At 40.4% G+C, this 25,197-nt stretch carries 32 protein-coding genes and 1 riboswitch; of the genes, 13 read left to right on the forward strand and 19 right to left on the reverse strand.

Features of this window, described 5'->3' with window-relative positions:
• Positions 1 to 39: 39 nt before the first annotated feature.
• A complete protein-coding gene (locus ASE55_RS18170; RefSeq protein WP_056223134.1) occupies positions 40 to 591 on the reverse strand; it encodes a DUF1543 domain-containing protein in 552 nt (183 codons plus the stop codon).
• 88 nt (positions 592 to 679) lie between these two features.
• On the opposite strand from ASE55_RS18170, the gene ASE55_RS18175 reads away from it, so the two are divergent.
• Complete coding sequence (locus tag ASE55_RS18175; RefSeq protein WP_056223074.1) at positions 680 to 1,510, forward strand: sulfite exporter TauE/SafE family protein; 831 nt, start codon at positions 680 to 682, stop codon at positions 1,508 to 1,510.
• Positions 1,510 to 1,893, forward strand: a complete 384-nt coding sequence (locus ASE55_RS18180; protein ID WP_056223076.1) for a DUF1634 domain-containing protein — start codon at positions 1,510 to 1,512, stop codon at positions 1,891 to 1,893. Before ASE55_RS18175 ends, ASE55_RS18180 begins: the two co-directional genes overlap by 1 nt.
• A 1-nt stretch (position 1,894) precedes the next feature.
• Here the strand turns inward: ASE55_RS18180 and ASE55_RS18185 are convergent, their stop codons facing one another.
• Both ASE55_RS18185 and ASE55_RS18190 read right to left on the reverse strand, forming a co-directional pair.
• Complete coding sequence (locus tag ASE55_RS18185; RefSeq protein ID WP_056223078.1) at positions 1,895 to 2,272, reverse strand: VOC family protein; 378 nt, start codon at positions 2,270 to 2,272, stop codon at positions 1,895 to 1,897.
• 8 nt (positions 2,273 to 2,280) lie between these two features.
• Positions 2,281 to 2,718, reverse strand: a complete 438-nt coding sequence (locus ASE55_RS18190; protein ID WP_056223080.1) for a nuclear transport factor 2 family protein — start codon at positions 2,716 to 2,718, stop codon at positions 2,281 to 2,283.
• Positions 2,719 to 2,850: 132 nt separating this feature from the next.
• On the opposite strand from ASE55_RS18190, the gene ASE55_RS18195 reads away from it, so the two are divergent.
• Positions 2,851 to 3,933 (forward strand): endonuclease/exonuclease/phosphatase family protein, encoded by a 1,083-nt coding sequence (locus ASE55_RS18195; RefSeq protein ID WP_056223082.1) that lies wholly within the window; start codon positions 2,851 to 2,853, stop codon positions 3,931 to 3,933.
• Between the two features lie 145 nt (positions 3,934 to 4,078).
• Here ASE55_RS18195 and ASE55_RS18200 read toward each other — a convergent pair whose 3' ends face one another.
• From ASE55_RS18200 to ASE55_RS18260, 13 genes are all read right to left on the reverse strand, one after another.
• A complete protein-coding gene (locus ASE55_RS18200) occupies positions 4,079 to 5,134 on the reverse strand; it encodes a diphosphomevalonate/mevalonate 3,5-bisphosphate decarboxylase family protein (protein ID WP_056223085.1) in 1,056 nt (351 codons plus the stop codon).
• A gap of 81 nt (positions 5,135 to 5,215) precedes the next feature.
• On the reverse strand, positions 5,216 to 6,985 hold the full coding sequence (locus ASE55_RS18205) for an AMP-dependent synthetase/ligase (protein WP_056223087.1): 1,770 nt from the start codon (positions 6,983 to 6,985) through the stop codon (positions 5,216 to 5,218).
• Complete coding sequence (locus ASE55_RS18210) at positions 6,982 to 7,995, reverse strand: NAD-dependent epimerase/dehydratase family protein (RefSeq protein WP_056223089.1); 1,014 nt, start codon at positions 7,993 to 7,995, stop codon at positions 6,982 to 6,984. The genes ASE55_RS18205 and ASE55_RS18210 overlap by 4 nt, the downstream gene beginning before the upstream one ends.
• A gap of 280 nt (positions 7,996 to 8,275) precedes the next feature.
• The gene (locus ASE55_RS18215) at positions 8,276 to 9,280 is read right to left on the reverse strand and encodes an MvdC/MvdD family ATP grasp protein (RefSeq protein WP_056223091.1); all 1,005 of its coding nucleotides are present in this window, start codon (positions 9,278 to 9,280) and stop codon (positions 8,276 to 8,278) included.
• Between the two features lie 4 nt (positions 9,281 to 9,284).
• On the reverse strand, positions 9,285 to 10,232 hold the full coding sequence (locus tag ASE55_RS18220) for an MvdC/MvdD family ATP grasp protein (RefSeq protein WP_056223093.1): 948 nt from the start codon (positions 10,230 to 10,232) through the stop codon (positions 9,285 to 9,287).
• A gap of 83 nt (positions 10,233 to 10,315) precedes the next feature.
• On the reverse strand, positions 10,316 to 10,519 hold the full coding sequence (locus ASE55_RS18225; protein WP_056223095.1) for a microviridin/marinostatin family tricyclic proteinase inhibitor: 204 nt from the start codon (positions 10,517 to 10,519) through the stop codon (positions 10,316 to 10,318).
• A 27-nt stretch (positions 10,520 to 10,546) separates the two neighbouring features.
• On the reverse strand, positions 10,547 to 10,774 hold the full coding sequence (locus ASE55_RS18230) for a microviridin/marinostatin family tricyclic proteinase inhibitor (RefSeq protein WP_056223097.1): 228 nt from the start codon (positions 10,772 to 10,774) through the stop codon (positions 10,547 to 10,549).
• Between the two features lie 15 nt (positions 10,775 to 10,789).
• On the reverse strand, positions 10,790 to 11,029 hold the full coding sequence (locus ASE55_RS18235) for a microviridin/marinostatin family tricyclic proteinase inhibitor (protein ID WP_056223099.1): 240 nt from the start codon (positions 11,027 to 11,029) through the stop codon (positions 10,790 to 10,792).
• A gap of 116 nt (positions 11,030 to 11,145) precedes the next feature.
• Positions 11,146 to 11,925 (reverse strand): alpha/beta fold hydrolase, encoded by a 780-nt coding sequence (locus ASE55_RS18240; protein ID WP_056223101.1) that lies wholly within the window; start codon positions 11,923 to 11,925, stop codon positions 11,146 to 11,148.
• Between the two features lie 90 nt (positions 11,926 to 12,015).
• Complete coding sequence (locus tag ASE55_RS18245; RefSeq protein WP_056223103.1) at positions 12,016 to 12,735, reverse strand: pyridoxine 5'-phosphate synthase; 720 nt, start codon at positions 12,733 to 12,735, stop codon at positions 12,016 to 12,018.
• A gap of 53 nt (positions 12,736 to 12,788) precedes the next feature.
• Entirely contained in the window at positions 12,789 to 13,019 is a 231-nt protein-coding gene (locus ASE55_RS18250; protein WP_056223105.1) for a hypothetical protein, read from the reverse strand.
• Between the two features lie 11 nt (positions 13,020 to 13,030).
• The gene (locus ASE55_RS18255; protein ID WP_056223107.1) at positions 13,031 to 13,366 is read right to left on the reverse strand and encodes a DUF2085 domain-containing protein; all 336 of its coding nucleotides are present in this window, start codon (positions 13,364 to 13,366) and stop codon (positions 13,031 to 13,033) included.
• A gap of 83 nt (positions 13,367 to 13,449) precedes the next feature.
• Complete coding sequence (locus tag ASE55_RS18260) at positions 13,450 to 14,709, reverse strand: mechanosensitive ion channel family protein (RefSeq protein WP_056223136.1); 1,260 nt, start codon at positions 14,707 to 14,709, stop codon at positions 13,450 to 13,452.
• Between the two features lie 270 nt (positions 14,710 to 14,979).
• Here ASE55_RS18260 and ASE55_RS18265 point away from each other — a divergent pair, with 270 nt between their 5' ends.
• The 3 genes from ASE55_RS18265 to ASE55_RS18275 all read left to right on the forward strand — a co-directional run bounded on the left by ASE55_RS18265 (position 14,980) and on the right by ASE55_RS18275 (position 17,257).
• The gene (locus tag ASE55_RS18265) at positions 14,980 to 16,164 is read left to right on the forward strand and encodes a carboxypeptidase-like regulatory domain-containing protein (protein ID WP_056223109.1); all 1,185 of its coding nucleotides are present in this window, start codon (positions 14,980 to 14,982) and stop codon (positions 16,162 to 16,164) included.
• A 77-nt stretch (positions 16,165 to 16,241) separates the two neighbouring features.
• Positions 16,242 to 16,733: a DUF456 domain-containing protein gene (locus tag ASE55_RS18270; RefSeq protein ID WP_056223111.1), complete on the forward strand. Its 492-nt coding sequence runs from the start codon at positions 16,242 to 16,244 to the stop codon at positions 16,731 to 16,733.
• A gap of 11 nt (positions 16,734 to 16,744) precedes the next feature.
• Complete coding sequence (locus ASE55_RS18275; protein WP_056223113.1) at positions 16,745 to 17,257, forward strand: hypothetical protein; 513 nt, start codon at positions 16,745 to 16,747, stop codon at positions 17,255 to 17,257.
• Here the strand turns inward: ASE55_RS18275 and ASE55_RS18280 are convergent.
• Genes ASE55_RS18280 through ASE55_RS18290 form a run of 3 tightly spaced genes read right to left on the reverse strand, consistent with a single transcriptional unit; the run spans position 17,244 to position 19,120 of the window.
• Positions 17,244 to 17,885, reverse strand: coding sequence for a uracil-DNA glycosylase (locus tag ASE55_RS18280; protein WP_056223115.1), 642 nt, complete (start codon positions 17,883 to 17,885; stop codon positions 17,244 to 17,246). The two genes, ASE55_RS18275 and ASE55_RS18280, sit on opposite strands and share 14 nt — an antisense overlap.
• 54 nt (positions 17,886 to 17,939) lie before the next feature.
• The gene (locus ASE55_RS18285; RefSeq protein WP_056223117.1) at positions 17,940 to 18,452 is read right to left on the reverse strand and encodes a GNAT family N-acetyltransferase; all 513 of its coding nucleotides are present in this window, start codon (positions 18,450 to 18,452) and stop codon (positions 17,940 to 17,942) included.
• 11 nt (positions 18,453 to 18,463) lie between these two features.
• Complete coding sequence (locus ASE55_RS18290) at positions 18,464 to 19,120, reverse strand: hypothetical protein (RefSeq protein WP_056223119.1); 657 nt, start codon at positions 19,118 to 19,120, stop codon at positions 18,464 to 18,466.
• Positions 19,121 to 19,181: 61 nt separating this feature from the next.
• Here ASE55_RS18290 and ASE55_RS18295 point away from each other — a divergent pair, with 61 nt between their 5' ends.
• The 7 genes from ASE55_RS18295 to ASE55_RS18325 all read left to right on the forward strand — a co-directional run bounded on the left by ASE55_RS18295 (position 19,182) and on the right by ASE55_RS18325 (position 25,172).
• Positions 19,182 to 21,329: an endonuclease MutS2 gene (locus ASE55_RS18295; RefSeq protein ID WP_056223121.1), complete on the forward strand. Its 2,148-nt coding sequence runs from the start codon at positions 19,182 to 19,184 to the stop codon at positions 21,327 to 21,329.
• Positions 21,330 to 21,335: 6 nt separating this feature from the next.
• On the forward strand, positions 21,336 to 21,827 hold the full coding sequence (locus ASE55_RS18300) for a YcxB family protein (RefSeq protein WP_056223123.1): 492 nt from the start codon (positions 21,336 to 21,338) through the stop codon (positions 21,825 to 21,827).
• A gap of 89 nt (positions 21,828 to 21,916) precedes the next feature.
• Positions 21,917 to 22,591 carry a hypothetical protein gene (locus ASE55_RS18305; protein WP_056223125.1) on the forward strand — a complete coding sequence of 225 codons (675 nt, stop codon included), beginning with the start codon at positions 21,917 to 21,919 and terminating at the stop codon, positions 22,589 to 22,591.
• Positions 22,592 to 22,665: 74 nt separating this feature from the next.
• Positions 22,666 to 22,944 (forward strand): hypothetical protein, encoded by a 279-nt coding sequence (locus ASE55_RS18310; RefSeq protein WP_056223127.1) that lies wholly within the window; start codon positions 22,666 to 22,668, stop codon positions 22,942 to 22,944.
• Positions 22,941 to 23,603 (forward strand): ATP-binding cassette domain-containing protein, encoded by a 663-nt coding sequence (locus ASE55_RS18315; RefSeq protein WP_056223129.1) that lies wholly within the window; start codon positions 22,941 to 22,943, stop codon positions 23,601 to 23,603. The genes ASE55_RS18310 and ASE55_RS18315 overlap by 4 nt, the downstream gene beginning before the upstream one ends.
• A gap of 30 nt (positions 23,604 to 23,633) precedes the next feature.
• On the forward strand, positions 23,634 to 24,434 hold the full coding sequence (locus tag ASE55_RS18320) for a hypothetical protein (RefSeq protein WP_056223131.1): 801 nt from the start codon (positions 23,634 to 23,636) through the stop codon (positions 24,432 to 24,434).
• A 52-nt stretch (positions 24,435 to 24,486) separates the two neighbouring features.
• A riboswitch (cobalamin riboswitch) is annotated at positions 24,487 to 24,672 on the forward strand.
• 116 nt (positions 24,673 to 24,788) lie between these two features.
• A complete protein-coding gene (locus tag ASE55_RS18325; RefSeq protein ID WP_056223132.1) occupies positions 24,789 to 25,172 on the forward strand; it encodes an acyl-CoA thioesterase in 384 nt (127 codons plus the stop codon).
• Positions 25,173 to 25,197 lie beyond the last annotated feature (25 nt).

A 25,197-nucleotide genomic window follows, 5' to 3' on the forward strand; every position in this document is an offset into this window, starting at 1 on the left:
AAATCTGAAATTATTTTTGATATTCTATCTGTTAATTATCTACTGAATTTTATCAATTTTCAAATACCCGAGGCTTACAAAATTCTCCTGATTTTCTTCATCTGATTTTACCAGCGAAATCGAATACTTCTGCTTTATTGATGCAGGCAGAATTTCCTTTACCGGAAAAATATCATCAATATCTACCCCCAGCTTTTCATCAATATGGCTTGTCGCCCCTTTGAATCCCATCGTCTTATAAAATTCCGTGCCTTTTGCTTTTTTTACGGCATCCGCCATGGCATTTCCCACCGCGAGGTGCTGTTCATGGAATTCTTCGAAAAAACCTCTTTTATAGCCTCCCAGGTTAATGAAATACAGCTGCTCTTCAGAAGTAGGCTCACCTTTTTCAACAATTTTCACTTCATATCCGTCTACAAACTTCACTTCCTGATAACAGTCGATATGGATTTTCCCTTTTGCCTCTTTCCAGAAGTCTTTCATTTCCTCAACCAGGTCTTTCAGGCTTTCTGCAATCCCGAAAAACACATCGTGCTGCTCAATATTCCTTCCGGGCGGTGTAGCTCCCAGGATGACATAAAATAGTTTCATATTCATTAAATTCCGTTTATGCAAAAATACGTCAAATTTATCTTTTTTAAACTTTGGCAGACTGTTACAATAGTTTTATATTTGTACCATGTCAGAAATCATTATTCTCTTCCTTGGAGCAATTTCGGCAGGACTTTTGGGTTCACTGACCGGTTTAGGAGGCGGAGTTATTATTATCCCTTTATTAACGCTGGGTTTCGGCGTTCCCATGCACTACGCTATCGGTGCTTCCCTTATTTCCGTAATCGGGACCTCTTCCGGGGCGGCGGTTGCTTTCGTAAAAGAAGGTTTTACCAATATGAGGATCGGGATGTTTCTGGAGATCGCCACCACTGCCGGGGCTATTGCCGGGGCACTGGTTTCGGGGATGCTTAACCCGAATACCATTGGGATTATTTTTGCAAGTATTCTTCTTCTGACTGTTATTTTAAATTTAAAAGGAAAGCCGGACCACCAGGAACCTGTGATAAAAGGAAGCCTGGAGGAAAAGTTAAAACTGTTCGGGACTTTTCCTGACAAAGGCATTATGAAAAGCTATTCCGCCAGAAATACCGTTCCGGGATTTTTCATGATGATGTTTGCCGGTGCCATGTCCGGACTTCTGGGAATCGGTTCCGGTGCTTTGAAGGTTCTGGCAATGGATAATATGATGAAGCTGCCTTTTAAAGTTTCCACGACTACCAGCAACTTTATGATCGGGGTGACGGCAGTGGCCAGTGCACTGATCTATTTCCAGCGGGGTGAAATTATCCCGGTGATTGTTGCACCTGTTTTAATCGGTGTTGTAGTAGGAAGCTTTATCGGATCAAAAACGCTGATGGTTTCCAAAACCAAAAAACTGAAAGTATTTTTTGCCATTGTAATCACCATCCTTTCGGTGTATATGATGTATAACGGAATTAATAAAAGTTTCAGATAATGAAGAAGAATTTCACAGATGTAGATCTGAACCGTTCGGTAGGTAATTTGCTGAGGCTGGGCGTTATTCTTTCTGTTATTACCTCGCTGGCCGGTTTTATCAAACTTTTTACGGAAGGCTTTAAAATGCCCAAAACCTACAACAGCCTGAATATGGGGACTTCTTCTGAAAAGGTATGGGGCCAGTTCTGGAGCTCCCTCTGTAAAGGAGAAGGAATGGCCATTATCCAGCTGGGGATTTTACTGCTTATTTTTACGCCTTTGGTAAGAATTATTTTCGCTTTAATCGGGTATTTAAAGGAAAAAGATTATGTGTATGTAATCATTTCTTCTATTGTACTGGCCATTATGGCGGTAAGTTTCTTTACGGGTTACGCCCACTAATTTACACTTCATAAAATTCCATCGGAAGCCGGTCCGGATCCTGGGTAAAGAAAAATTCTTTCCCTGTGAATTCGTCTGTGCGTATCTCTTCGCAGGATAAGCCTTTCTGTATCAGTTCCTGTCTTTTTTCATAGATATTTTCAACTGAAAAGGCAAGATGCCTTAAACCGCAGGCTTCGGGCTGTGACGGTCTTTCCGGAGGGTTGGGAAATGAAAACAATTCAATAATATAATGATCCCCGATGGCCAGATCCAGTTTGTAAGACTGCCTTTCTTCGCGGTATACTTCCCTGATAATCTGCAAGCCTAAAACTTCGGTGTAAAATTTTTTAGACACCTCATAATCTGAGCAGATGATGGCAATGTGATGTATTTTCATTTCCAATTTTATTTTAAGTCTTTACAGTTGTCTTTTCTTCTGGTATCAATCAGATACTGGATTTTCCATATCCCGTTCTGTTTAACCAGCTGGAAACTGTTGGCTCCGCAATGGGAAAATTTCCCTTTGAAGTAAAATGAATACGGTACAAAGACACTCGCAAGGTTTCCGTCTGTATGAATCGATTCAATGATAAACCGTTCATCCAGGTCATCTTTTGCGAAGCCGGAAATGGAAGTGATGAATTTTTTCAGGTCTTCCGTTTTTACGCCATCTTTGGCAATGGTCTGCAGAACGGCCGTTTCCGAAAAAACTGATTGCAGCAATTCCGGATCGGCCGATTTCATGGCCGAAAATAAATCTTTCACCGGTTTTTCAATTTCCGGATTCTGCTGGGCAAAACAAAAACTCCCGGACAGTAAAAGTACAGCAACTATTTTCTTCATGCTTTTTTTTGGATTTTAAGAACTAAAAATAAGGATTTTACCTTCATCATTTTACATCCCTTATCAACATTATATAAATTTCATTTGAGCAGTAATAAAAAATAATCTAAATTTATAAAATTATTTATATTTATGTGGACAGCTTACCTGATTCTGACTATATTATTGCTGATTTTAACCATCCTTCCAAAAATTCAACATTCTCACTGGATATTCCGTACTCCTGAGTTTGGCAAGATACAGATCACCTTTTTTATCCTGCTGACATTTGTGCTGGGTTTTTTCGCAGACCGTCCGGCGGGTTTCTGGTATTATCAGGGATTCCTGCTGTTTTTATTTGTCTATCACGGCATTACGCTTATCAAATACACACCGCTCTACCCTATAAAGAAGCATTTCTGGCGCCAGCAGTCTTCCAAAAGGCTGAAATTTATTTCCGCTAATGTGTACCAGTTTAATGAGGAATATGACAGGTTTATTGAACTGATTAAAAAATACAAGCCGGATTTCTTTTTAACCATGGAAAGCAACAAAGGCTGGGAACAGGCATTGCAGTCTTTGGAAAAAGAATATCAATATCAGCATAAAGTGACCCTGGAGAATACCTATGGGATGCATTTTTATTCCAAAACTAAAATCAGGAGCGCAAAGACGCATTATTTTGTGGCTGATGACATCCCTTCCATTGAAGCCCACATGGAAACCGATGACGGTTTCAAGTTCGTTTTTTTCGGTGTCCATCCGCCACCGCCGAGCCCGACAGAAGAGGAAACATCAAAAGAAAGGGACGGCGACCTTTTAAGTACAGCCAAACGCGTGACAGAAATTGATGAACCTATTATTGTAGTGGGGGATTTCAATAATGTAGCATGGTCTAAATCATCCATCCTTTTCAGGAAAACAAGCCACCTGATCGACCCAAGAATCGGGAGGTCTTTTGTATCAACTTTTCATGCCAGGTACCAGCTGTTGAGATTTCCTATTGACCTGATGTTCCACAGTGAAAATATTTTTATTGAAGATCTTAAAACCCTGGAGAATTTCGGCTCAGACCATCTTCCGGTATATTGCGAATTTTATATTGACCACCACAACACCGAGCAGGAAGAACGAATCGATACCGCCACCAGAGAGGAAAAAGAAGAAGCAGAAGAAATGATTCAGGAAGGCAAAGAAGAAGACGGCGAACGTGATCAGGTGGTGACAGAAGGATAATTTTGATGCTGTAGTGATTACTTAGATTCCTACAGAATGACAATGATACATTTATTTTGTCATTCCGCAGAAATCTAAGTATTAGAATTAAGTCCGGTTTATGTATGAAAACTAAACGATCACACTAAGAATATTCTGTTTTATTTTAGAAATTCATTACATCCTTTACCACGCCGTTGTTCTGGGTATGCTGCAGTAATTCGGATTCAATAAAAATCTTAATCTGCTCTTCAGATCCGTTGTCCGGGAATAAAAGGTGAACATTGGCACCGGCGTCGAGGGTGAAGAATAAAGGTAAACCCGTTTCTTTTCTGAAGGCCCAGATTTTATTAATAACTTCCAGGGTTCCCGTCTGCATCAGAATGAAAGCAGGATCGCTCATCATCATCATGGCGTGAAGCGTTAAAGCCTCATGTTCTACCAGCTTGATAAAGCCTTCCAGATCTCCGTTGGCTAAGATTTCCTTCATCGGTCCAAAATTTTCCCGTGCCTCCTGAAATCTCCGTTCTGCATAAGGATTGGTATTCATCAGTCCGTGTCCTACAGTTGAAGAAACCGATTTCTGGCCTTCATGGATCAGTAAAACCCAGTCATTGAAACTCCTGAAAATATCATGGATTTCATCATTCGGATAGGGTACCGCAAACAGGTCGCAACTCCCTTTGATCTGAGATTCACCCCAGACTACCAATCCGCCGTATAAGCTTCTGCAGGCACTTCCGCTGCCCAGCCTTGCCAGGAAGGATGCCTTTCTTAATGATTCCTCTCCGGTTGTCTCTCCTGAAAAAGATCCGTCCAGATTCATCAGACATTTGGCAATCGCCCCGAAACCGGAAGCCGAACTTGCAATGCCTGAACTGTGAGGGAATGTATTTTCTGTCCTGATGATGTATCTGCCCTGCAAAATCCACGGAAGGTACTGATCAATATTCCTGAAATATTTTTCAATCTTTTCAGCAAATTTCACTTCTTCCTGCCCTGCCAGAAAAGTCTGTACGGAAAACGGCTCGTCAGCAAAAAATTCCATTGTGGTATTGGTTTTACAATGGTTTAAAGTATAGCTGATGCTTGGGTTTGCCGGAATCTGGTTGTCATATTTCCCCCAGTATTTAATCAGGGCAATATTGGACGGACAGCTTTCTGAAACGGTCTGATGATGTAAGGTATATTCTTTTTTTCCTAAAAATTCCTGTGTTGTCATAATTTGGTTTAAAATGATAAACTTAACGGAGTAACTATAAATATCAGAGCTTTATGATCAGCCTGAATTGATCGTTGCCATTTAATACATTTCCTCAATGATCTCCGAATATTTTTTGAGGACTACATTTCGTTTTACTTTCAGTGTGGGCGTGATCTCTCCGGTATTGATATCAAATTCTGCAGGCATCAGCGTAAATTTCTTCACCTTTTCAAAATCCGACAGCTCGTTCTGGAGCTCTTTGATTTTTCCTTTATAAAAATCATGTACGGTTTCGTTTTTCACGACTTCTTTCCAATCGGTAAACGGGATATTATTTTTTTTGATAAAATCCTGTAAAAATTCAAAGTTCGGGACTACCAGTGCAGAAACGAACTGCCTTCCCTCTGCAATCAGCACAATCTGCTGGATGAAATTGTTGTTGGTGAGCAGGTTTTCAATCTGCTGCGGTGCAATATATTTGCCGTTTGATGTTTTCATCAGGTCTTTCAGCCGGTCTGTGATCGTAAGATTCCCTTCTTCATCAATCTTTCCGGCATCACCGGTTTTAAACCAACCGTCTGCCGTAAAAACATTCAGCGTATCTTCAGGTTTATTGTAGTACCCTTTCATAATCCCTTTTCCCTTCGCCTGGATTTCATCATCTTCACCGATGCGGATTTCTACGCCGGGAAGCGGTTTTCCACTGGTTCCGTGCCCGAAGCGGGTTAACGGAAAAAGAGTCAGGGTTGCTGTTGTTTCGGTCAGCCCGTATCCTACCGTCACATGAATTCCCACGGATTCAAAGAACCTGGTGACTTCAGGAGACAAGGATGCCCCACCGCATGGCAGGAACCACAGCCTGCCGCCCATTCTTTCTTTTATTTTATTGAATACCAATGCTCCTGCAACAGATTCTTTTATTTTTAATCCTGCCGGAACCGGTTTTTCATTTCTTCTCAGTTCGGCCGCCTGCCATCCTGTTTCCAGTGCCCAGCTGAAGATCTTTTTCTTTAAAGATGAACTCTCGCCGGCCTTTTCCAGTACGCCTGCATAAATTTTCTGAAAAAACCGCGGAACAGCACACATCATGGTTGGTTTTACTTCTTCCAGGGCTTTGGGTATATTTTTCGGATCTTCAAGAAAATATACCCTTGCTCCGCCATACAGGCACAGCAGGCTCCAGCTCCGTTCGAAAACGTGACTCAAAGGTAAAAATGCCAGCGAAAGCTCTTCTTCAAAATTTTTAAATTTTAAAAACTCAAAGTGGGCATCAAAGGCATTGATGAAATTACCGTGCGTCAGCATCACGCCCTTAGGCGTACCTGTTGTTCCCGATGTGTAGATCAGGGTGGCAACATCATTGATATCTTTTTTGCAATACTCCATTTCAGGAGAAGCTTTGGCAATAAAATCTTCCAGGTAAAAACTGCTGAATTCTTTCTTTATCCAGACAGCTTTTTTAGCAATGATGATGGTTTCAAGACCTGTTTTTCCGGCTTTCAGAATCTCAAGGCAGGCATCATACTGGGCCTGGTCCCCCACCAGGATAACCTTCGCTCCTGAGTCACTGATGATGTATTCTGCCTGATCTGCATTGTTTGTAGCATAAACCGGAACCGTTATGGCTCCGGCAGCCATCGCCGCCAGGTCAAAAATCATCCATTCGGAAGAATTATCCGCATAAATGGCCACTTTATCATGCTCATGCACGCCTGCACTTTTCAGGGCATTGGCAGTCTTAGAGATGATTTCACTGAATTTCTGCCAGCTCAGTTCTTTCCATCCTGCATCTTTCTTTTTAAAGCCTATGGCAGATTTTACTGCATGTTTTTCTATATTCTTTTGAATAATTGCCTCTGCAAGATTCATTTTTTCAACTTTTTGTCGTTTATATAATTTCTAAGATGGAAATCCACCGTTTCTTCCAGCGGAATAAACTCATACTGTAACCTTTCTCTGATCTTCCGGTTGGAAATATGGTTCATTGCGGAAACGGCTTCAACATTCGCCCTTGTTGCCATTCTCAAAGGAGGAATCAGCCATCCGAAAAGCGTATTGGCTACAATTCCGAGGTTCAGGTAAGGTTTTGAGAGGATTTTCGCTTCCTTCAGGCCCAATGATTTCCTGATCTGTTTTCCTATTTCAGCGTATTTTTTACTTTCGGAAATAATAACAAACCGTTCCCCGAATATATTTTTTTCCATCAGTTCCACGGAAATCCTAGCTACATCCCTTACATCGGCATAGCTTGTGCCTCCGGAAAAAGTAAAGCTGTTCTTTTCAAACGTAGGAAAGATATCGCCGCTGCTGTTGCCCCAGTTTCCGCTTCCGATGATCATTCCCGGGTTGACGATTACAGTATTCAGCCCTTCTGCAGAAGCCCGCCAGACTTCCATTTCAGCGAGGTGTTTGGAAATGGCATAAGCCGAGTGCTCTTCTTTGGGATTAAAATCAGAAGTTTCATCCAGCTCGCCGTTTTCATTGGCAAGATCCAGCACGGCAATGGAGCTTACATAAAGGAATTTTTTCACAGATGAGCCGTCACAGGCATACAGAAGGTTTTCTGTGCCTTTTACATTCACGCGGTATATTTCTTTATTGTCTTTAGGGTTAAAGCCTACTTTTGCCGCGCAGTGGTACACCTCATCAACTCCTTCTACAGCAGCCTGCAGCGACTGAACATCATTGAAATCAACATCTATCCATTCAATTTTATCAAAGAAACCTTCCGGGTTTTCCGTATAAAATGCAAAGGAGTGTTTGACTTCGTTTAAATTGCTCTGCGGCCTCTTGGCGGCGCGTACGGTTTTCCCTTTTTTTAAAAGTTCCAAAACAATTACCCTGCCCAAAATTCCGGTAGCTCCCGTTACAAAAACCATCAGTTATTTTTACTACAATTGACTAAATTATGTTCATATTCTATGCCATGCAAATTTGCGATTTTTAAAGGAGATTTCAATTTTTAATTGATGGGAAATGTTAAATAAATTGCATTCAGAACTGAATTTACAGGTAATAACAGCACCGTATTTCTCCGGATAACGGCGAATGATGGTATGTTCCATCCTTACGGTTAACAAGAAAACGGGCTGAAGCCCGTTTCTGCTGATTACAAATATATCAATTAAAAAATTCTCTTATTTAAAATGTGCGGTTCCTTTATACCAAAACCATATTGTTCCTTCGTGGTGCTTTATCGCACAGAAGGTCTGCAATGCTTTTTGAAATCCGGTTATCTTCGGTAAGGTTATCAAGCCAGAAAAACTCTCCGGCTGCATTGATTTCGATAAAATAATATTCATCTTCAGGAGAGACGATCATATCAATGGCTCCGTAATCCACATGGTAGACATCCAGAAGCTCCAGTATCTTTGCTTCAATATCCTGAGGAAGTTCTGTGGGAATCCATTTATCAATCAGGTTAATCCCGTCTTTCCGCCAGTCTGTTTTTGCTGCTTCAGACTGTTGGGAATCAATTTCAAACGCGTAAACATCACGTCCGACAACCGTTATACGGAGTTCTTTCTTTTTTTCGATTTTTTTCTGGAACTGCATCGGACAGTATAAAAGCGTATCCAGTTCTTCCAGTTTGTCTTCGTTTACCACGTTCGTGAACACTACATTTTCCACCCCGTCTTCATAAATTGCGAAACCGGTCTGCATTTTAGCCACCACATCGCCGTGTTTTATAATAAACCTTCTGGCTTCGTCAGGGCTATTGGTAACAGCGGTTGCCGGAATTTTCAAACCGAGCTTATCTGCAATTTTCAACTGTTCTTCCTTGCTGTCCAGCCTTCTGTAAATACTGGGCTTTCCCAGAGAGTAAGCATCCACCGATTCCAGGAAACCGAAAAGTGTATTGCGGATTTCACCCATCGCAGCTCCGAAAAACTTGGCATCCATCTCATCCTTCACTCCTTTACCGATATTGTAGGCTCTGCGATACCAGACTGCGCTGATATCATCCAGCCGGTGTTTTTTATCCTCGGTTTCCAGAACCGTAATCCATTCGCCATCCTCAAAAGTGGTTGACAGTTTATTATGTAAAGGATAAAGATCAACATTAAAACGGATGATCTCAAAGCCGTTTTTATCAATATATTCCGTTACTTTTTCAATGGAAAAGTTATCTCCTGTATGGGTAATTATTAAAATTTTATTCATTGGTTTATTTCATTCTTTTTATAAGGTGGTCGGCAATTCTCTGTGCAATCGGAAACCCAAGTTCTTTCTGAAGCATTCCCCACTCTCCCTGCGGATTTACTTCAAGGAAATAATAATTGCCGTCTCTCGCTCTGATCATGTCAATGGCACCGATATAAAGCCCCATTTCTTTCATCATTGATGTAAGGTTCAGCTTTATATGTTCAGGAAGCTCATAGGCTGACCATAAATAGGTTCCCTGGGTAATACGCCAGTCTGCATTTTCGCTGTTGTTGATCTTTCCGGTAAAGAATTCCCCGTCCAGATACACAATTCTCAGTTCATATTCTTTTTCGAGATACGGCTGGAAAATCATCGGGCAATAGGCAATATCTTCTATGTCTTCCAAAGATCCTCCGTCAATAATCTGGGTAGAAAGCAGGTTTTCGCCGCCCATTGATTTTGAAAGGGCCCCGTGAAGTTTTGCCACCATTTTTCCGTTGCAGTATTCATGAAAGAAAGCAGTGATTTTTCCGGCATCATTGGAGAAAATAGTTTTCGGAACCGTTAAGTTATTTTTTCCGGCTATTTTCAGCTGGAGCATTTTGTTCCCATCAATTTTATTTTCATTTTCAAAGGGATTGATCCAGGGCACATCTTCCATTGCCGTAAAGAGGTTATAGCGGAGGCTGTTGTATTCTTTAAGGAAAATTCTCCGGTACTCTTCATCCATTTCCTCCGGAAGGCTGATCTGCCATGATTTCCTGTGCCAGACCGCATTGATCTGTTCCGAACTGATTGTGTTTCCGGCTTCATCAGTGATCTCAAAGCCGAAGTCGTTCACACTGATTTTCTGTAAATGGTTGAGACGGTCTGAATTGAGCCTGAAGAAAGGGATATTCTTTGATTTTAAATAGTTAAAAAAAAGATCAATATTGTAAAAATCCTGAGAATGGGTGATACAAAGAATCATTTGCCGTTTTATTTTATTAAAAAAGGAAACTTAGAGTGTAAGTTTCCTTTGTATGATTTTGTTAATTTCTGACTAACAATTCATTATACTACCGGAGAGTCATCATCGCCATCAGAAGGATACTTCATCGTCTGCATCATATCCAACGTTGGTTTTGTTACGGTATCTACAGTAGGCTTCGTGATAATACCTGTTCCGTCACCTCCTTTTACTTTCTCAGGATCCTGAATCTGTTTTTCAAGGAATGCTGCGAAAAAAGGCTTCTTTTTTGAATTCTTGTTTTTCATAATATTTATTTTGATTAAAATTATAGTTTATAATTGTTCCAGAGTACCGTCTTCATCACTGTCTGAAGGGTATTTCATCGATACCACATCCTGTCCGGGTGAAGTTAAACCGTCCACAAAGAGTGAAGTGACACTATCCCTCAATGCTCCGGTTGTCGTACCGCCGTCACCTCCTTTTACTTTTTCAGGGTCCTGAATCTGTTTTTCAAGGAATACTGCGAAAAAAGGCTTCTTTTTTGGATTCTCGTTTTTCATAAGCTTCAGATATAATTAATCAAGATCCTGAGCGGCATCACTGTCAGACGGATATCTCAGCGTAACAGCATCCAGGCTCGTACCGGTTACATTATCTCTGAGTACCCCAGTTACATTATCTTTTTTGGCATCCGTTACATCGTCTGCAAGTACTGACGTTAAAGGACTCGTTCCCCCTTTTATCTTTTCAGGATCCTGAATCTGCTTTTCTAAGAATGATGCGAAAAACGGTTTCTTTGTTTTCTTGTTTTCCATAGTATTAATATTTAATGATTTAGAGAAGTCTAAAGTATTAAAAAAAATTCACACCAGGAAGAATAAAATTAATTTTAAGAAAATTTTAACAAATCCAAACCAATAGTACCATAATTTTAATTAATATTCAAGAATTGTTTCACAATGTTAGCAAAATCAACAGGATTCTCTGCCTGTACCCAATGTCCTGCATTTTTTACCGTTGCAAATTCTGCTGCCGGAAACTGCTGCTTAATCGCAAACTGATCCTGCGGAAGGATATAATTGGACTTCTGCCCTGCAATGAATAATGTTTGTCCGCTAAAGACCCCAAACCTGATGGCATTGGAAACAAAATCATTGTATTTTTCAGAAAGTGTTTTAAGGTTGAACCGCCAGTTCAGTTTTTTTTCGTCATCCCAGTATAGGTTTTTCGCAAGAAACTGAATGGTTGATTTCTCAGGGATATACTGGCTGAGCACGGCTTCCACGTCACTTCTTGAAGCTACAGTATTGAAATCCACGGTTTCCAGTGCTTTAATAATCCCCTGGTGGTGCGGAGGATATGCTTTCGGGGAAATATCTACCACAATCAGCTTTTCCACTTTTTCAGGATATTTTATGGCAAACTGCATTACGGCTTTTCCGCCTAAAGAGTGTCCTAAAATATGTGCTTTTGCAATCCCGTAATGATCCATATAATGAAGGATATCATCTGCAAGATCATCGTGGGACATGTTTTCAGAATGGAAACTCCTTCCGTGGTTTCTGAGGTCAATTAAATGAACCGGTAAAAATTCCCCGAGGTCTTTCCCGAAGGTTCCCCAGTTGTCCAGCATCCCGAACAATCCGTGGAATACCAGCAGAGGTGCTGATGAAAGGTTTTCACCAAATATTTTTGAATTTAAAATCTCCATAAGTTTTGTTTTAAAGATCGTGGCCTGATTACGGAAGCCGGAAGTGAATAATACGTTTAAGCTCCGCCTGTTTCTTGTTTTCGCCTCAGTTTACCATTTTGCCAGTCTTTTCAGATAGGCCTGAACCGTATTTTCCAATCCCATATACAATGCTTCAGAAACCAGGGCGTGCCCGATGGAGACTTCCAACAGGTTAGGAATATTATCTGCAAAGTATTTTAAATTGTCAAGGCTCAGATCGTGCCCGGCGTTTATACCCAATCCAAAATCCGCCGCAACCAATGCGGTGTCATAGTAAGGTTTTACCGCTGCTTCTTTATTTAATGTATAATTTTTTGCGTAGGCTTCGGTATAGAGTTCTATCCTGTCTGCCCCTGATTTTGCGGCATATTCCACCAGTTCAGGATTCGGGTCAAGGAAAATTGAAGTCCGGATTCCTGCATTTTTAAATTCTGCAATGATTTCCTTAAGAAAGTCCAGGTGCTTTTTTGTATCCCAGCCTGCGTTTGAAGTAATGGCATCATCGGCATCAGGAACCAGGGTTACCTGTTCAGGTTTTACTTCCAGCACCATATCGATGAATGGCCTGTGGGGATTCCCTTCTATATTGAATTCTGTGGTAACAAGCGGCTTCAGGTCATACACATCTTTTCTGGTGATGTGTCTTTCGTCCGGTCTCGGGTGAATGGTAATTCCCTGGCCTCCGAATTCCTGAATTTTAACGGCAGCTTCCGTTACGCTTGGCGTCTCACCTCCTCTCGCATTTCTAAGGGTAGCGATTTTATTTATATTTACGCTTAATTTTGTCATGGTACAAAAATAAAAAAACCCAACTTAAAGTGGGCTTTTTTAGTGTAACATTTTTAACTTCCCTGTGTGACCAGCCTTACAATGGTCAGGGCAACATTTACCCCTAATCCGATAAGGGCTAAGTTACAGGCAGATTTGGCAGCTACCGGCTCTTTATCTTTTTTAACAAAGTAGATAATAGCGCCTGCCAAAGGAATACAAAATGATAAAATTTTCAATCCGATGTGAAGGTCTTCACCCGACTTGTTGGGTTCATTCTGGAAATTCTGATTTAAATCGTTCATAGTTTATTTTATTATGATATTAATGTTTCAATAAATTTATAGGTGTAATAAGTAATCCTTTCACTAAACCCGCTGATGCCGATCCCGGCCAAAAATCCCGTAATACACCGGATCACATTCGTGCTTTCCCTGTTAAGGTAAGCCTGGGTAAGGCCGTCAATAAGCGTGGGAAGAATAAGCAGAACACTTAAAAACATACCTATCTGATAGAACCAAAGCATAGGAATCATAAGAAAATATCCAAGGTAAATACCTGTACATCTGGCACACACCGGAAACTGTTTCTTTTTATAAAAGAAAGATCTGGACGGCATCCTGTGGCAATCTACCCATTGAATCTTAGTCATGCGGCTAAAGTATGAAAAATATCTATTCTTGACAATTTAATTGGAACAACTTGAGATTAAATTCTCCAATATTCCGTTTGAATTTATATTTTCACCTGCATTACTTCGAGTTCAAATTCTTTGGAAGCCACCAGCAGATGGTCAAAAATATCTGCCTGGATCTGTTCAAAACGCACCCATTCTGTATCATTGGTGAAGGAATAGATTTCCAGGGGAAGGCCCTGCGGCGTAATATTGAGCTGGCGGACAATCAGCGGTCCTTCTTTATCAAGTTCCGGGATTTTCTCTATATATTTCTGGGCGTAATACCTGAACACCCCGATATTGGTAAGCTGCCGTCCGTTGATAATCTCCTCGTTATGCGCCATGTTTTCTTTTTCCTTTCTCAGCTCAACAGATTTCTCGCTGAGGTAATCTGAAATGAGATTGATATTCTTCAGGCGTTCGATATCTTCATCGTTAAGAAACTTAAATGAGTTGATATTGAAAAAAATCGATTTTTTAATCCTCCTTGCGTTGGTTTCAGAAATAACCTGGAGGTTCTTAATTTCCGTGGTCATTAAATCATAGGTAGGAATGGTGGAGAACGTTTTGTCAAAATTATTGATTCTTGTGGTCAGCAGGCTGATCTCAGCAATATTTCCTTCCAGGTTGTATTTGGGAATGCTTACCCAGTCGCCCACCTTCAGGTTTTTGGAAGTGGCCACATGAATCCCGGTGACAAATCCTAAAATGGTATCCCGGAATACCAGGACCAGGACTGCAGTGATGGCTCCTAAACTCCCGACGATCGTTGTTCCTTTGATACCGAAAACCACACAGATTCCGACCACGGAAAAGATAAAGATCCCCAATATCTTCATTGTCTCAGAAACTGCATTCAGTGCCATGATTTTATAAAAATCCTGTTTGATCACAAAGTAATTCCTGAAAGCCGTCAGTCCGCGGTACAGCATTCCGGCAAAAATCATCACCAGTCCCAGGTTTACAGACCTGATCAGAAACTGGGTTGTTTTTACCAGTGCCCCTGAAAATATAGATTCGTGGATACTTCCGACGATTAACAGTGCAAAAAGATGGGCAATGGAATTGGTGATCCTGGATTCATAAACAGAATTGATTACAGGATATTTTTCCTTGTTATGGAAAATACGGAAAATACTGTTGATGATAATTTTAAAGATAAAATCAATAACCAGAAAGATTACCCATAACAAAATTATTTTTACAATGATGTGGAATACCCAGTCAAGGCCTGAGGGAGAGATCCGGCTGATGTATCGGTACAGCGGATCACTCAATTCCTGCAGAAAATCTTTTGTTTCTTCTAATTGGTCGTTCATTACAGCAAATTTAGGAAATTTAAGGTGGCTTTTAAATACAATTCCTGTATCAATTATCATCCCAAAACCCATAATGTTACAATTCCCGGAAAATTTTCCGGGCAAAAAATCAAAACCATAAATCCTGTCAACACCTCATCAATAATACAAAATCAATCTCATAACGAACAAATCAATAAATTAAACTTAAAAAAAATAACCTTTTATTCAATTTAATATAAAATAATTACTAATTTTAGCATAAACTAAACAAATCAAAATCAATACATTATGAGAAAACACTACTTCTTTATTTTGTTGTGTGTATTCACGCTTTTAGCCAATTGTTCAGGAGACGATGCTGCGCTGGCTTCTGAAAACACGAGTACCACCGTTATGAAAACCGGCAAAGTTACCGGCAAAGTAATGTCACAAAACGGAACCAAGCCTATCGGCGGTGCTTCGGTTTTCACTTTTGATGACAAGTATAAAATTTATTATACCACGTCAGACGCAGAAGGTAAATTCACATTGGATGCTCCGGCAGGAAACCATACTATTTATATCCAGACCGGTAACGGCAGCAACTTCCGGACAGAGATTTCCGCAACGGTAAAAGACAGCGAAACTTTAAACCTTGATGCCAGCCAGACCAAGCTGAACCAGGTAGCAAAAATTGCTTATGTAAAAGGAACGTATGATAAAATAGAAGACATTATCCAGACGTTAGGCTATACCGCTACTGAAATCAGCAATAATGATCTTGCCAACCTAACCACGGTTGCACAATATGATATCATCTTCCTTAACTGCGGCTCCAGAAACAACTATTCTGCAAACCCGACGCTTTACTCTGTAATCGATGCCAATTTAGCCATCTTCGTTGCTAACGGAGGAAGTATTTATGCCTCAGACTGGGACGTTGCCTATCTGGTTGGCGGAACCACCAATACCACTAACTGCTCGCTTCCGGGAGGTTTTGTTCCTGATTCAAAATTATGTTCTAAAAATACCGGAAGCTCAGGCATGGTAAACGCTACAGTGAACAATACGGGGCTTACCTCAGCTTTAGGATTCAACACGCTTAATATTGATTATGATCTGGGATCATGGCAGAAAATAACCAATTATGATCCGGCCTATTGGGAAGTCCTGGTTAAAGAAACTTCATCCAATGATGCCCTGATGATCAGGACGAATCATTTTACAGCAACAGGCACTCCGGTTACGCCTATCGGAAACGCACCGACGACAACTTTTGCAACGGTCTGCATTACGCTTCCGGGGAATATCCAGATCAGCCTTTCGGTTCCGCAGGTATTGGTTCCTTACCTAGTTGCCTTGGGAGCAACAGCAGGGCCTTGCTCAGGATCATCAAACAGCGGCTATATTTATTATACCACTTTCCATAACCACGCTTCGGGAAATATCGGAAATGCCGGCGTTATTCTACAGTATGTAATTTTAAACCTTTAATAAAAACTTCAACTTAAACATGGAGGCGGCTTTTATAAAGCTGCCTTTTTTTATATCTTGCATCTAAATAAAAAACAATGGATACAGCATTAATTAATATTCTCTGCCTCGTTCTCTTATTCCTGGGGATGATCGGCACTTTCCTGCCGGTACTGCCCGGACTGTTACTGAGCATCTGCGGCCTGCTGATTTATAAATTCGGGACCGATGCAGACCTGCCGATGATCTATGTGTGGGCATTCGGAATCCTGACGTTGCTTTCGGTTATTTTAAATTACGTGATTCCTGCGAAGACCAACCAGAAATACGGCGGGACACGCTGGGGAAGCATCGGCTCTGTAATCGGGACTATTGTCGGGCTTTTTTTACCGATTCCGCTGGGCTTTTTGGTAGGGATGTTTGCCGGCGTATTTATCGGTGAGCTTCTTCATGACAGCAAGGACATGAAAAAAGCATTAAATTCCACCAAAGGGGCTTTCATCGGATTTATTTACGGAACCGGATTCAGCCTTGTGGTAGGTTTGGCTATGTTTTTGGTAGTGATACTGGATATGCTTGCCGTTATTTAAAACTAAACATTATGTTTCATAAAATCATCATATACAGCCTGGGCGTATTTTCTCTTCTGAACTGCAATGCCCGGAAAACATCTGCAGATGCCGGAAAGACATCCGCGTCAACCGAAACAGCTACAGCTACTGTAAAATCAAATCCTATGAACAGTGAAAAAGTCATTTACTTCAGGGAAGGTGAAAACAAATTTCTGAGTGAATACCAGATGAATGTCACGTTCAAAGGTATTTCGGAAGACAGCCGGTGCCCGGAAGGGGTCAACTGCATCTGGGCAGGCGCTGCCGTTGCGCAGGTTGAAGTAATGGGAACCGCTACCCGGCCGATGACATTAAACCTTGCGACCACAGACAACAAAGGAAGAAACTACAGCCAGTCTGCAGCTTTCAACGGATATACGATTTCTTTAACCGAAGTAACTCCATATCCAAAATCGGCAGAAGGGACGCAGGCTTTGAAAGGAGCCTACCAGATCGGGATTACCATCACAAAATCAACAGGGGAAACATCTACCACGAAATAGGTTTCTTTCCTTTTGAAACAAGATATTCATTAATTTTTGAGAACGGCCTGCTTCCGAAAAACCCTTTGTGTACAGAAAACGGGGACGGATGGGCAGACTTTAAAATAAAATGCTTAGCCGGATTGATCAGTTCGGCTTTTTTCTGTGCAAAAGCGCCCCAGAGTACAAAAACAACATTTTCTTTTTTATCTGAGATTTCTTTGATGATAAAATCGGTAAATTTTTCCCAGCCTAAATCTTTGTGTGAATTCGGGGAATGGGCACGGACCGTGAGCGTTGCATTCAACAGCAAAACGCCCTGTTTTCCCCAGTCGTCAAGTTCTTTTGATGTTCTTGCAACTCCGACGTCATCTTTTAATTCAATAAAAATATTTTTAAGGGAAGGCGGTGCTGCCACCTTTTCGGAGACGGAGAAACATAATCCGTTGGCCTGATAGTCGTTATGATAAGGGTCCTGCCCGAGGATCACTACCTCAACATCATCAAAAGGCGTCAGTTCCAGTGCTCTGAAAATCTGGTTTTTCGGCGGGAACACTTTTGTACTTGCATATTCCTGCTTTACCTTGTCCCAAAGCTGGGTAAAATACGGTGTGTTTTTTATCGGGGCTAAAATTTCTGTCCAGGTCATGGGTTCAATTTGAAAATTTGAGAATAAGTTAATCTGATAATTAAACGTTACAATTTAAATACCATTATATTTTTTGCTAAAAACCAGACTCCCCAGGAAATCTTTATCATTCCGCTCCTCCTGCAAGATAAAATTATGCTTTAAAAGAAGCTTTTTTGAGTTTTCATTGGATTGATCGGTCATCGCAACAATCTCCTGCAAATTTAACTCATTAAAACCAAAATGTAAAACGGCAGTCAATGCTTCAGACATGATACCCTGCCGGTGATAATCCGGCAACAGTTCATAACCGACTTCCGCTGTTTTCCGGTCTTCAGAAAAATTCCAGAGGCAGATGGTCCCGATAAGATGAGCCTGATCCTTTAAAGAGATCCCCCAGTAAAAAATCTGATGATTCCGGGTTCTTTCTTTGATGGTTAAAATAAACTGAAGCGCATCATAATTGTTCTTAGGTGAGTTTCTCTGTACAAACTGATTGATCATTTCATTGCTCCTGATCTTCAGAATATCTTCAACGTGGCTTTCGTTGATTTCTTTTAACTGCAGTCTTTGGGTTTGCTGTTTCATTTAGATTTTATTTATTCAATAAAAGGCAGATCATATTCAAATTCGTTTACCACTTTCCCATTTTTACTATCCAGGTTAAGTATTCTTTCTACACCTTTACTTTTATCATTATAACTTATAACCCATAAATTTGAGCTCTTCCCTTCTGGGAAAAATTTTCTTATCTGAGTTCTTACTCCAGAACTTTGCCTTTCCAGAGATATGCTGTTTTTTCTACAATAATCTAAGACCATTTTATAAGTAAAATCCCATCCTTCATCCGTATTTTCAATTGAAACAAGTTTTCCTTTTTTATCATAATGATACCATTGACCAAGTTTGAAACCGAACCAACAGTAAATACCCTTTGTCTTCAGAATATGATTTGGATAAAATTCTTTATAAATTCCGAACAGTGGATTTATTGAATAATCATAGCCTGAAAAATAGGATTCTTTGTAAGACCTGCTGTAATGAACCAGATTACTTCCCGTCTTGTCATTAACAATAAAATCATTTTCTCTGCTAGTAATATATATCTTATTTTTTCTGTTTTTCTTTATTTCATCTGAGAGTAAAGCAACATCAAATTTTTCCGGCCTAGCATTTATAATGGGAATAGTATTCTTTTTTTGAGCATAAGAATTAATTATGGCAAAAAATAACAAGAAATATCTGAAATTTTTCATTATACATTTTGTAAATATCTCAAATATACACAAATTCACATTTTCTCACTAAATTTGTACTGTGTATATAAATAAAGAAGATTTAAACGAATTAGAGTTTCCGCAATTGCTCGCGGAGATCTCTCCTTTTGCCTATTCTCCGAAAACACGGGAAAAGATTCTTGAACTTCGTCCGATGAATATTGACGAGGCTGAGCTTTCTCTGAAAAAAACTTCCGAATACCTGTCGAGTTTTGAAAGTTCCAATGCGATTCCGTTTGATGAATATGAAGATATTGAAAATGAACTGAAACTGATGCTGATTGAGAATTACCGTCTTGAAAACAGCGCTTTCATCAAAATAAAAACCCTTACGGAACAGATCGGGAAACTGCAGAAGTTTTTCCCTACCATGCCGGACACCTTCCCTACTTTAATGAATGATGCGTCCGTTCTGGAATTCAGAAAAGAGATTATTGATAAGGTAGATAAGGTTTTCAACCGGTTCGGTGAAGTAAAAAGCGAAGCTTCCCCGATCTTAAAAACATTACGGGCTGAAATCCAGGCTGCAAAAAAGGCGATCCAGGAAAATTTCAACCGGGTTTTATTCAATTACGGACAAAGTGATTTCCTGGATGATATCCGTGAAAGCAATATTGAAGACATAAGGGTTTTAGCAGTAAAATCTGCCTATAAAAAAAGAGTTCCGGGACGGGTTTTAGGACTTTCAAAAACAGGATCCATTACATATATCCAGCCGGACAGTGTGGTAAAACATTACTTTAAGCTTAAGGAAAGCGAAGAAGAAGAAAAAAAGGAAATTGATAAAGTCCTGAGGAAGCTGACGGCAGAATTAGCCGAGTTCCAGCCACAGCTCTGGAGATATCAGATGTATATTTTTGACCTTGACCTTACGCGCGCGAAAGCTAAATTCGGCGAACTGGTCAACGGGGTTTTGCCGAAAATCAACCGCCATAAGACCTTAAGGCTGAAGGAAGCTTTTCACCCTTTGCTGTTTTTAAGGAATAAAGCGGAGAACAAAACCATTTTTCCACAGACACTGACGTTAACGGACCATAACAGGATTATCTGTATTTCCGGACCGAATGCCGGAGGAAAATCCATCACCCTGAAAACCGTCGGGCTGCTCCAGCTGATGATCCAGAGCGGGATCCTGATCCCCGCACATCCGAAATCCGAGATGTTTTTCTTTGATAAGGTGATGACGGATATCGGGGATAACCAGTCTATTGAAAACCACCTTTCCACCTATTCTTCAAGATTGAAGAAAATGGGCGGCATCATCCGTGAAGCCGATGCCAACACCCTTCTGCTGATTGACGAATTCGGAACGGGTTCTGACCCTGAACTGGGCGGTGCCCTGGCAGAAAGTTTCCTTGAGTTTTTCTATGATAAAAAAAGTTTTGCCATCATTACCACGCATTACACCAATATCAAACTGGTGATTGAAGAACTTCCCAATGCCCAGAATGCAGCCATGCTTTTCAATGAAGAAACACTGGAGCCTCTGTACAAGCTGGAAGTGGGACAGGCAGGAAGCTCCTTTACTTTTGAAGTGGCGGAAAAGAACAAGATCCCGAGATTTATCATCCATTCCGCAAAGAAAAAAGTGGAACATGATATCGTTAATTTAGATAAAACGATTGTCAAGCTCCAGCAGGAAAAATATGAGGTGGAAAAGCTGAAATCTGATCTGGCGGAACGGAAAGAATCGGTTGAAGACAAACGTGATAATTTGCAGAAACTGAATGACCAGCTTCAGCAGAAACTGTTCAACTTCCAGAAGTTATATGAAGAAGAACACCGCAAACTGCAGTTCGGGACCAAGATTGAAGGCTTTATTGACAGCTATATCAAAGGAAAATCCAGGAAAGATGTGGTGAAGGATTTTATAAAGATCCTGGAGCAGGAAAAATTCAGGAAAGTAGGAGCTGATAAAGATGAGAGCAAGCGGCTTCAGGTAGTGAAGAGAAAAATCACGCAGCAGCTGAAAAAGGAGGATGTTATTGAAAAGATTTCTGAAACCAATGAAAAGCTGGAAGAAAAGCGCAAAACCGACCGTGCATTATGGCTGAAAGAAGGCCAGCGCGTCCGCATTACCGGAAGCACCAGCGTGGGAACCATTGAAAAAATCTCAAAAAACAAAGTGGTTGTGAATTACGGGATGTTTAAAACAACAATTGATGCAGATGAACTGGAAAGGATTTAACGGGTAATGGTAACGGTAAAAACGCAGATTACATTCAGGGATTTTTTACTGTTTCATCTGAAAAATTCACTGATCAGATTTATGGTGTTCTCATTGATTACCCTGTTCGTTTTTATTGCAAATTTTTACAATGCTGAACGTGACGATCATGAAATGTACAGGCAGATTATCATCTGGTGGTTCATTTTTTCCATATTTCTTGTCATCCGTTCTTATTTCAGTGTGAAAAAAGCTTTTTTTTCCAATAAGAATGTTCAGGAAACGATTATTTATACTTTTACAGATGAGAAAATCTGTATAGAAGGCGAAACATTTGATTCAGATTTGACCTGGGCCGATGTGTACAAGGTAAAAGAAAACAAAGACTGGTTCCTGATTTATCAGAGCGCACAGGTTATGAGCATGGTTCCTAAAAAGTATTTTACCCGTGAACAGATCCCGCAACTCAGGAATATAATTAAAGCCGGTCATGTAAAAGCCAGACTCAGGAAAGATTGATTAGACAACTTAATAAATAACGAAAGAGAGCATCACTGATGTTCTCTTTTTATCTTAATTTTTATATTTTTACCGGAAACGAATAATTTATGAAGCCTTTAAAAGCACTTTCAGACCTGCTGCCGATACCAAGCTACACGGTAATCATCCTGTGTTTCTTCTTTCCTTTTTTTCTGATCAAATGTGGCGACACAACGCTGATGTCCATAAAAGGAACCGACCTTGTTACCGGAATTTCCAAAAAGGCCATGGATGAAAGAATGAAAGAAAGCATTAAAAAGAGCTCACCGTATGCCTCTTCATCAATTGATGACGGGCATGAAGATGCTCCAGTAAAAGATGAATATGCCCCGATGGATGACCATCAGGAGACCGGAAAAGACAAAAAGGATATTTCACCCAGTCCGTTTATTATTATTTCTTTCGTGATGGCGGTTGCCGGAATTATCATTCACCTTCTAAAAAACGTACGGAAAAAACATCTTTACCACCTTATTTTTTCTGTGACCGGGCTTATTGGCTTCCTGCTTTTTTACTTGGGCTTCCAGTCTAAAATGGAAGATATGGGAAACAATAAACTGGGCATGGGCCTCGAAGGGAAAATCTCTATCAGCTATGGTTTCGGGACGGCATTTTATATAGCATCCGTTGTATTCTTTATGCTTATTTTATTTTACGGGATCTTTATCTACTTCCTGAAAAACAGTCCGGAATCGGTTTATGGTCTACAGAAGCAGGATGAAGAGCCGCATGCAGATCACTAATAAAGACGGCTCGAATATTCAGCCTCATCGTGAATAGAATTAAATATCTCAATTCTTAAATTCCTATACACTGAATGATTAAAAAACTCAGCATCCTCAGGATTTTTTATGTCAGATTACTGATTCCTGCTGTTATTGCTTCCCTGCTGATGTGCTTTTCACTGGGTTTCAGCGCGGGTAATTTCGGGCTGTGTTTCCTGTTGTTTCTGCCCTGCCTGCATTTCCTTATTTATGAACTGCGGTTCAGAAACGAATATTACTTTTACGCCAATTTCGGGCTTTCAAGACTGTTTCTCTGGATCTTCACCTGTTCACTAAGTATCCTGGTCAACAGCATTACTAAATTTTTATGAGCAGACTGCACGCAGACAGCATTACAAAATCGTTCGGCGCAAAGCAGATCCTAAAAGATATGTATATAGGATGCGAAAGCGGAACCGTTATCGCATTACTGGGAAGAAACGGCACCGGCAAATCTACCCTGCTGAAAATCATTTTCGGGACGGTAAAAGGCGATTCGCAGTACATCCGGGTTGATGATAAAATCCTTCAGAATCAAATGGACAGAAAAGGAAGGATTGCTTATCTCCCGCAATATTCTTTCCTGCCGAAAGGGATTAAGATTAAAAATTTAATTCCGCTTTTCTGTAATCGGGAAAATACAGGTAAACTTTTAACGCTTGAATTAATGAAGCCTCTTCTCAACGAAATCTGCAGAAATCTTTCCGGTGGCGAAAAAAGAATAGCTGAAGCGTTACTTATTCTCTATTCGGATTCAAAATTTATTCTGCTCGATGAGCCGTTCAGCGGGCTTTCTCCGAAACTGACCGTTGAAATGCAGAGCATTATTAAGGAACAGACAGAACACAAAGGCATTATTATTTCTGATCACCGTTTTCAGGACGTGCTGGATATTTCGGATGAGGTTTATCTGCTTTCTGATTCGTATTTAAAACAGATTAAAAATTTAAAAGAATTGGAGCAACATAATTATCTCCCGAAAAGCATTTAATTTATATATTTGAACGGTTAAAAAAATTTCATGATGATTTCCGTAAATAAAACATTGTACTTATCCGTTTTCAGTCTTTTTTCCATGGCTCTTGCAAAAGGACAGAACAAAGTTCCTTTTGGTGTTGTAAAAGCTGAGGAAGGATATGCGATGGTACGGGTTCATAAAGACGATTACAGGAAAATTATTGATAAGATCCGCATGAAAACGGGCGATGTCTTTATTTATGAAAAACCGGCTCCCGGCGAAACGGAATGGATCTGGATTAAATATCCTGAAAGGGATGATACGGACAAACCTTTTGTAAGGTATGACAGCATTACCAAGGAAGGTATGGTGAATAAAAACCGTGTGGTCTTTGTGGATAAGCTCCCGCATTTTACGCCTTCAAAATCCAAAAACGGAAAATCACTGATCTTCACAGATGATTCCAATCCTAAAATTCCGGGAAACCAGAGAACGAAAGTCATCATTGATATTTATCCCTCGTATGCACACATCAAAAAACAGACAAAAGATGCGGATGGAAATATTACTACCATTGATAAAGTAAAACCCTGGGGTGTCGGTAAAGAAATTCCGGAAGGCATGACGGAAATTAAATCCGTTCGCGTACAACAACCCGGAAGAGGTTCTGTTTTCGTAAGGGACGCAATTAAAAACATGTTTCAGCCGACAATGGATTTTAACAACATCGGTGTAACGGCCATTGACAATGACCATATTTTCCTTTATATGATCAACGGTTCCGGTGTAAACAGGTATACTACGATCTGGACCATTAAACAAGGGAAAGTGGAAAGCCAGATCATCTACAAAAACCCTGAATAATTCATCCGTAATCATTATTTTTGCAACCGTAAAGTCAGCAGCTTCTAAGCTCCCTGGCTTTTCAGAAACCGGCTCTGCTTAACCGCAGATTAAAAGGGAATCGTGTGAGAATCACGAACTGTCGCGCAACTGTAAGTAACTGAAGTCTTTATTAAGAATCCACTGTCTTATTCCATAAGATGGGAAGGAAATAAAGATGTTACAAGTCAGGAGACCTGCCTCTTTCTTATATACAAAAAACTTTCGCGATCTGAAGTTTTATTGACCTTATGGTATGTTTCAGGAATTCCGGTTCCCGGAATGTTCTTATTCTGTTTCAATATATCTTCATTTCGCCTTAATTAATAATGAAATATGACTACAGAAGAAAGAATTGAAACATCGGAAACCCGAATCTTTAAAGCCGTTTTCCCCAATACCACCAACCATTATGACACGCTTTTCGGAGGAACTGCGATGCAGCTGATGGATGAAGTGGCATTTATCACCGCGACCCGGTTTGCCAGAAAAAGAGTGGTTACAGTAAGCAGCGATAAAATCGATTTCAAAAAACCGATTCCGGCAGGTACCATTGTTGAACTGATCGGGAAAGTTTCCCATGTGGGAAAAACCAGTATGAAGGTGAACGTAGAAATATATACGGAACAGATGTATTCTTATGAAAGGGAAAAAGCGATTGTTGGCGACTTTACTTTTGTAGCGATCGACGAATCTAAAAAACCTGTCCAGATATTGTAATTACTTCGGGGCGGCCGCAGGCCGC

The organism is Chryseobacterium sp. Leaf201 (assembly GCF_001421435.1).
Taxonomy (GTDB): Bacteria; Bacteroidota; Bacteroidia; order Flavobacteriales; family Weeksellaceae; genus Chryseobacterium.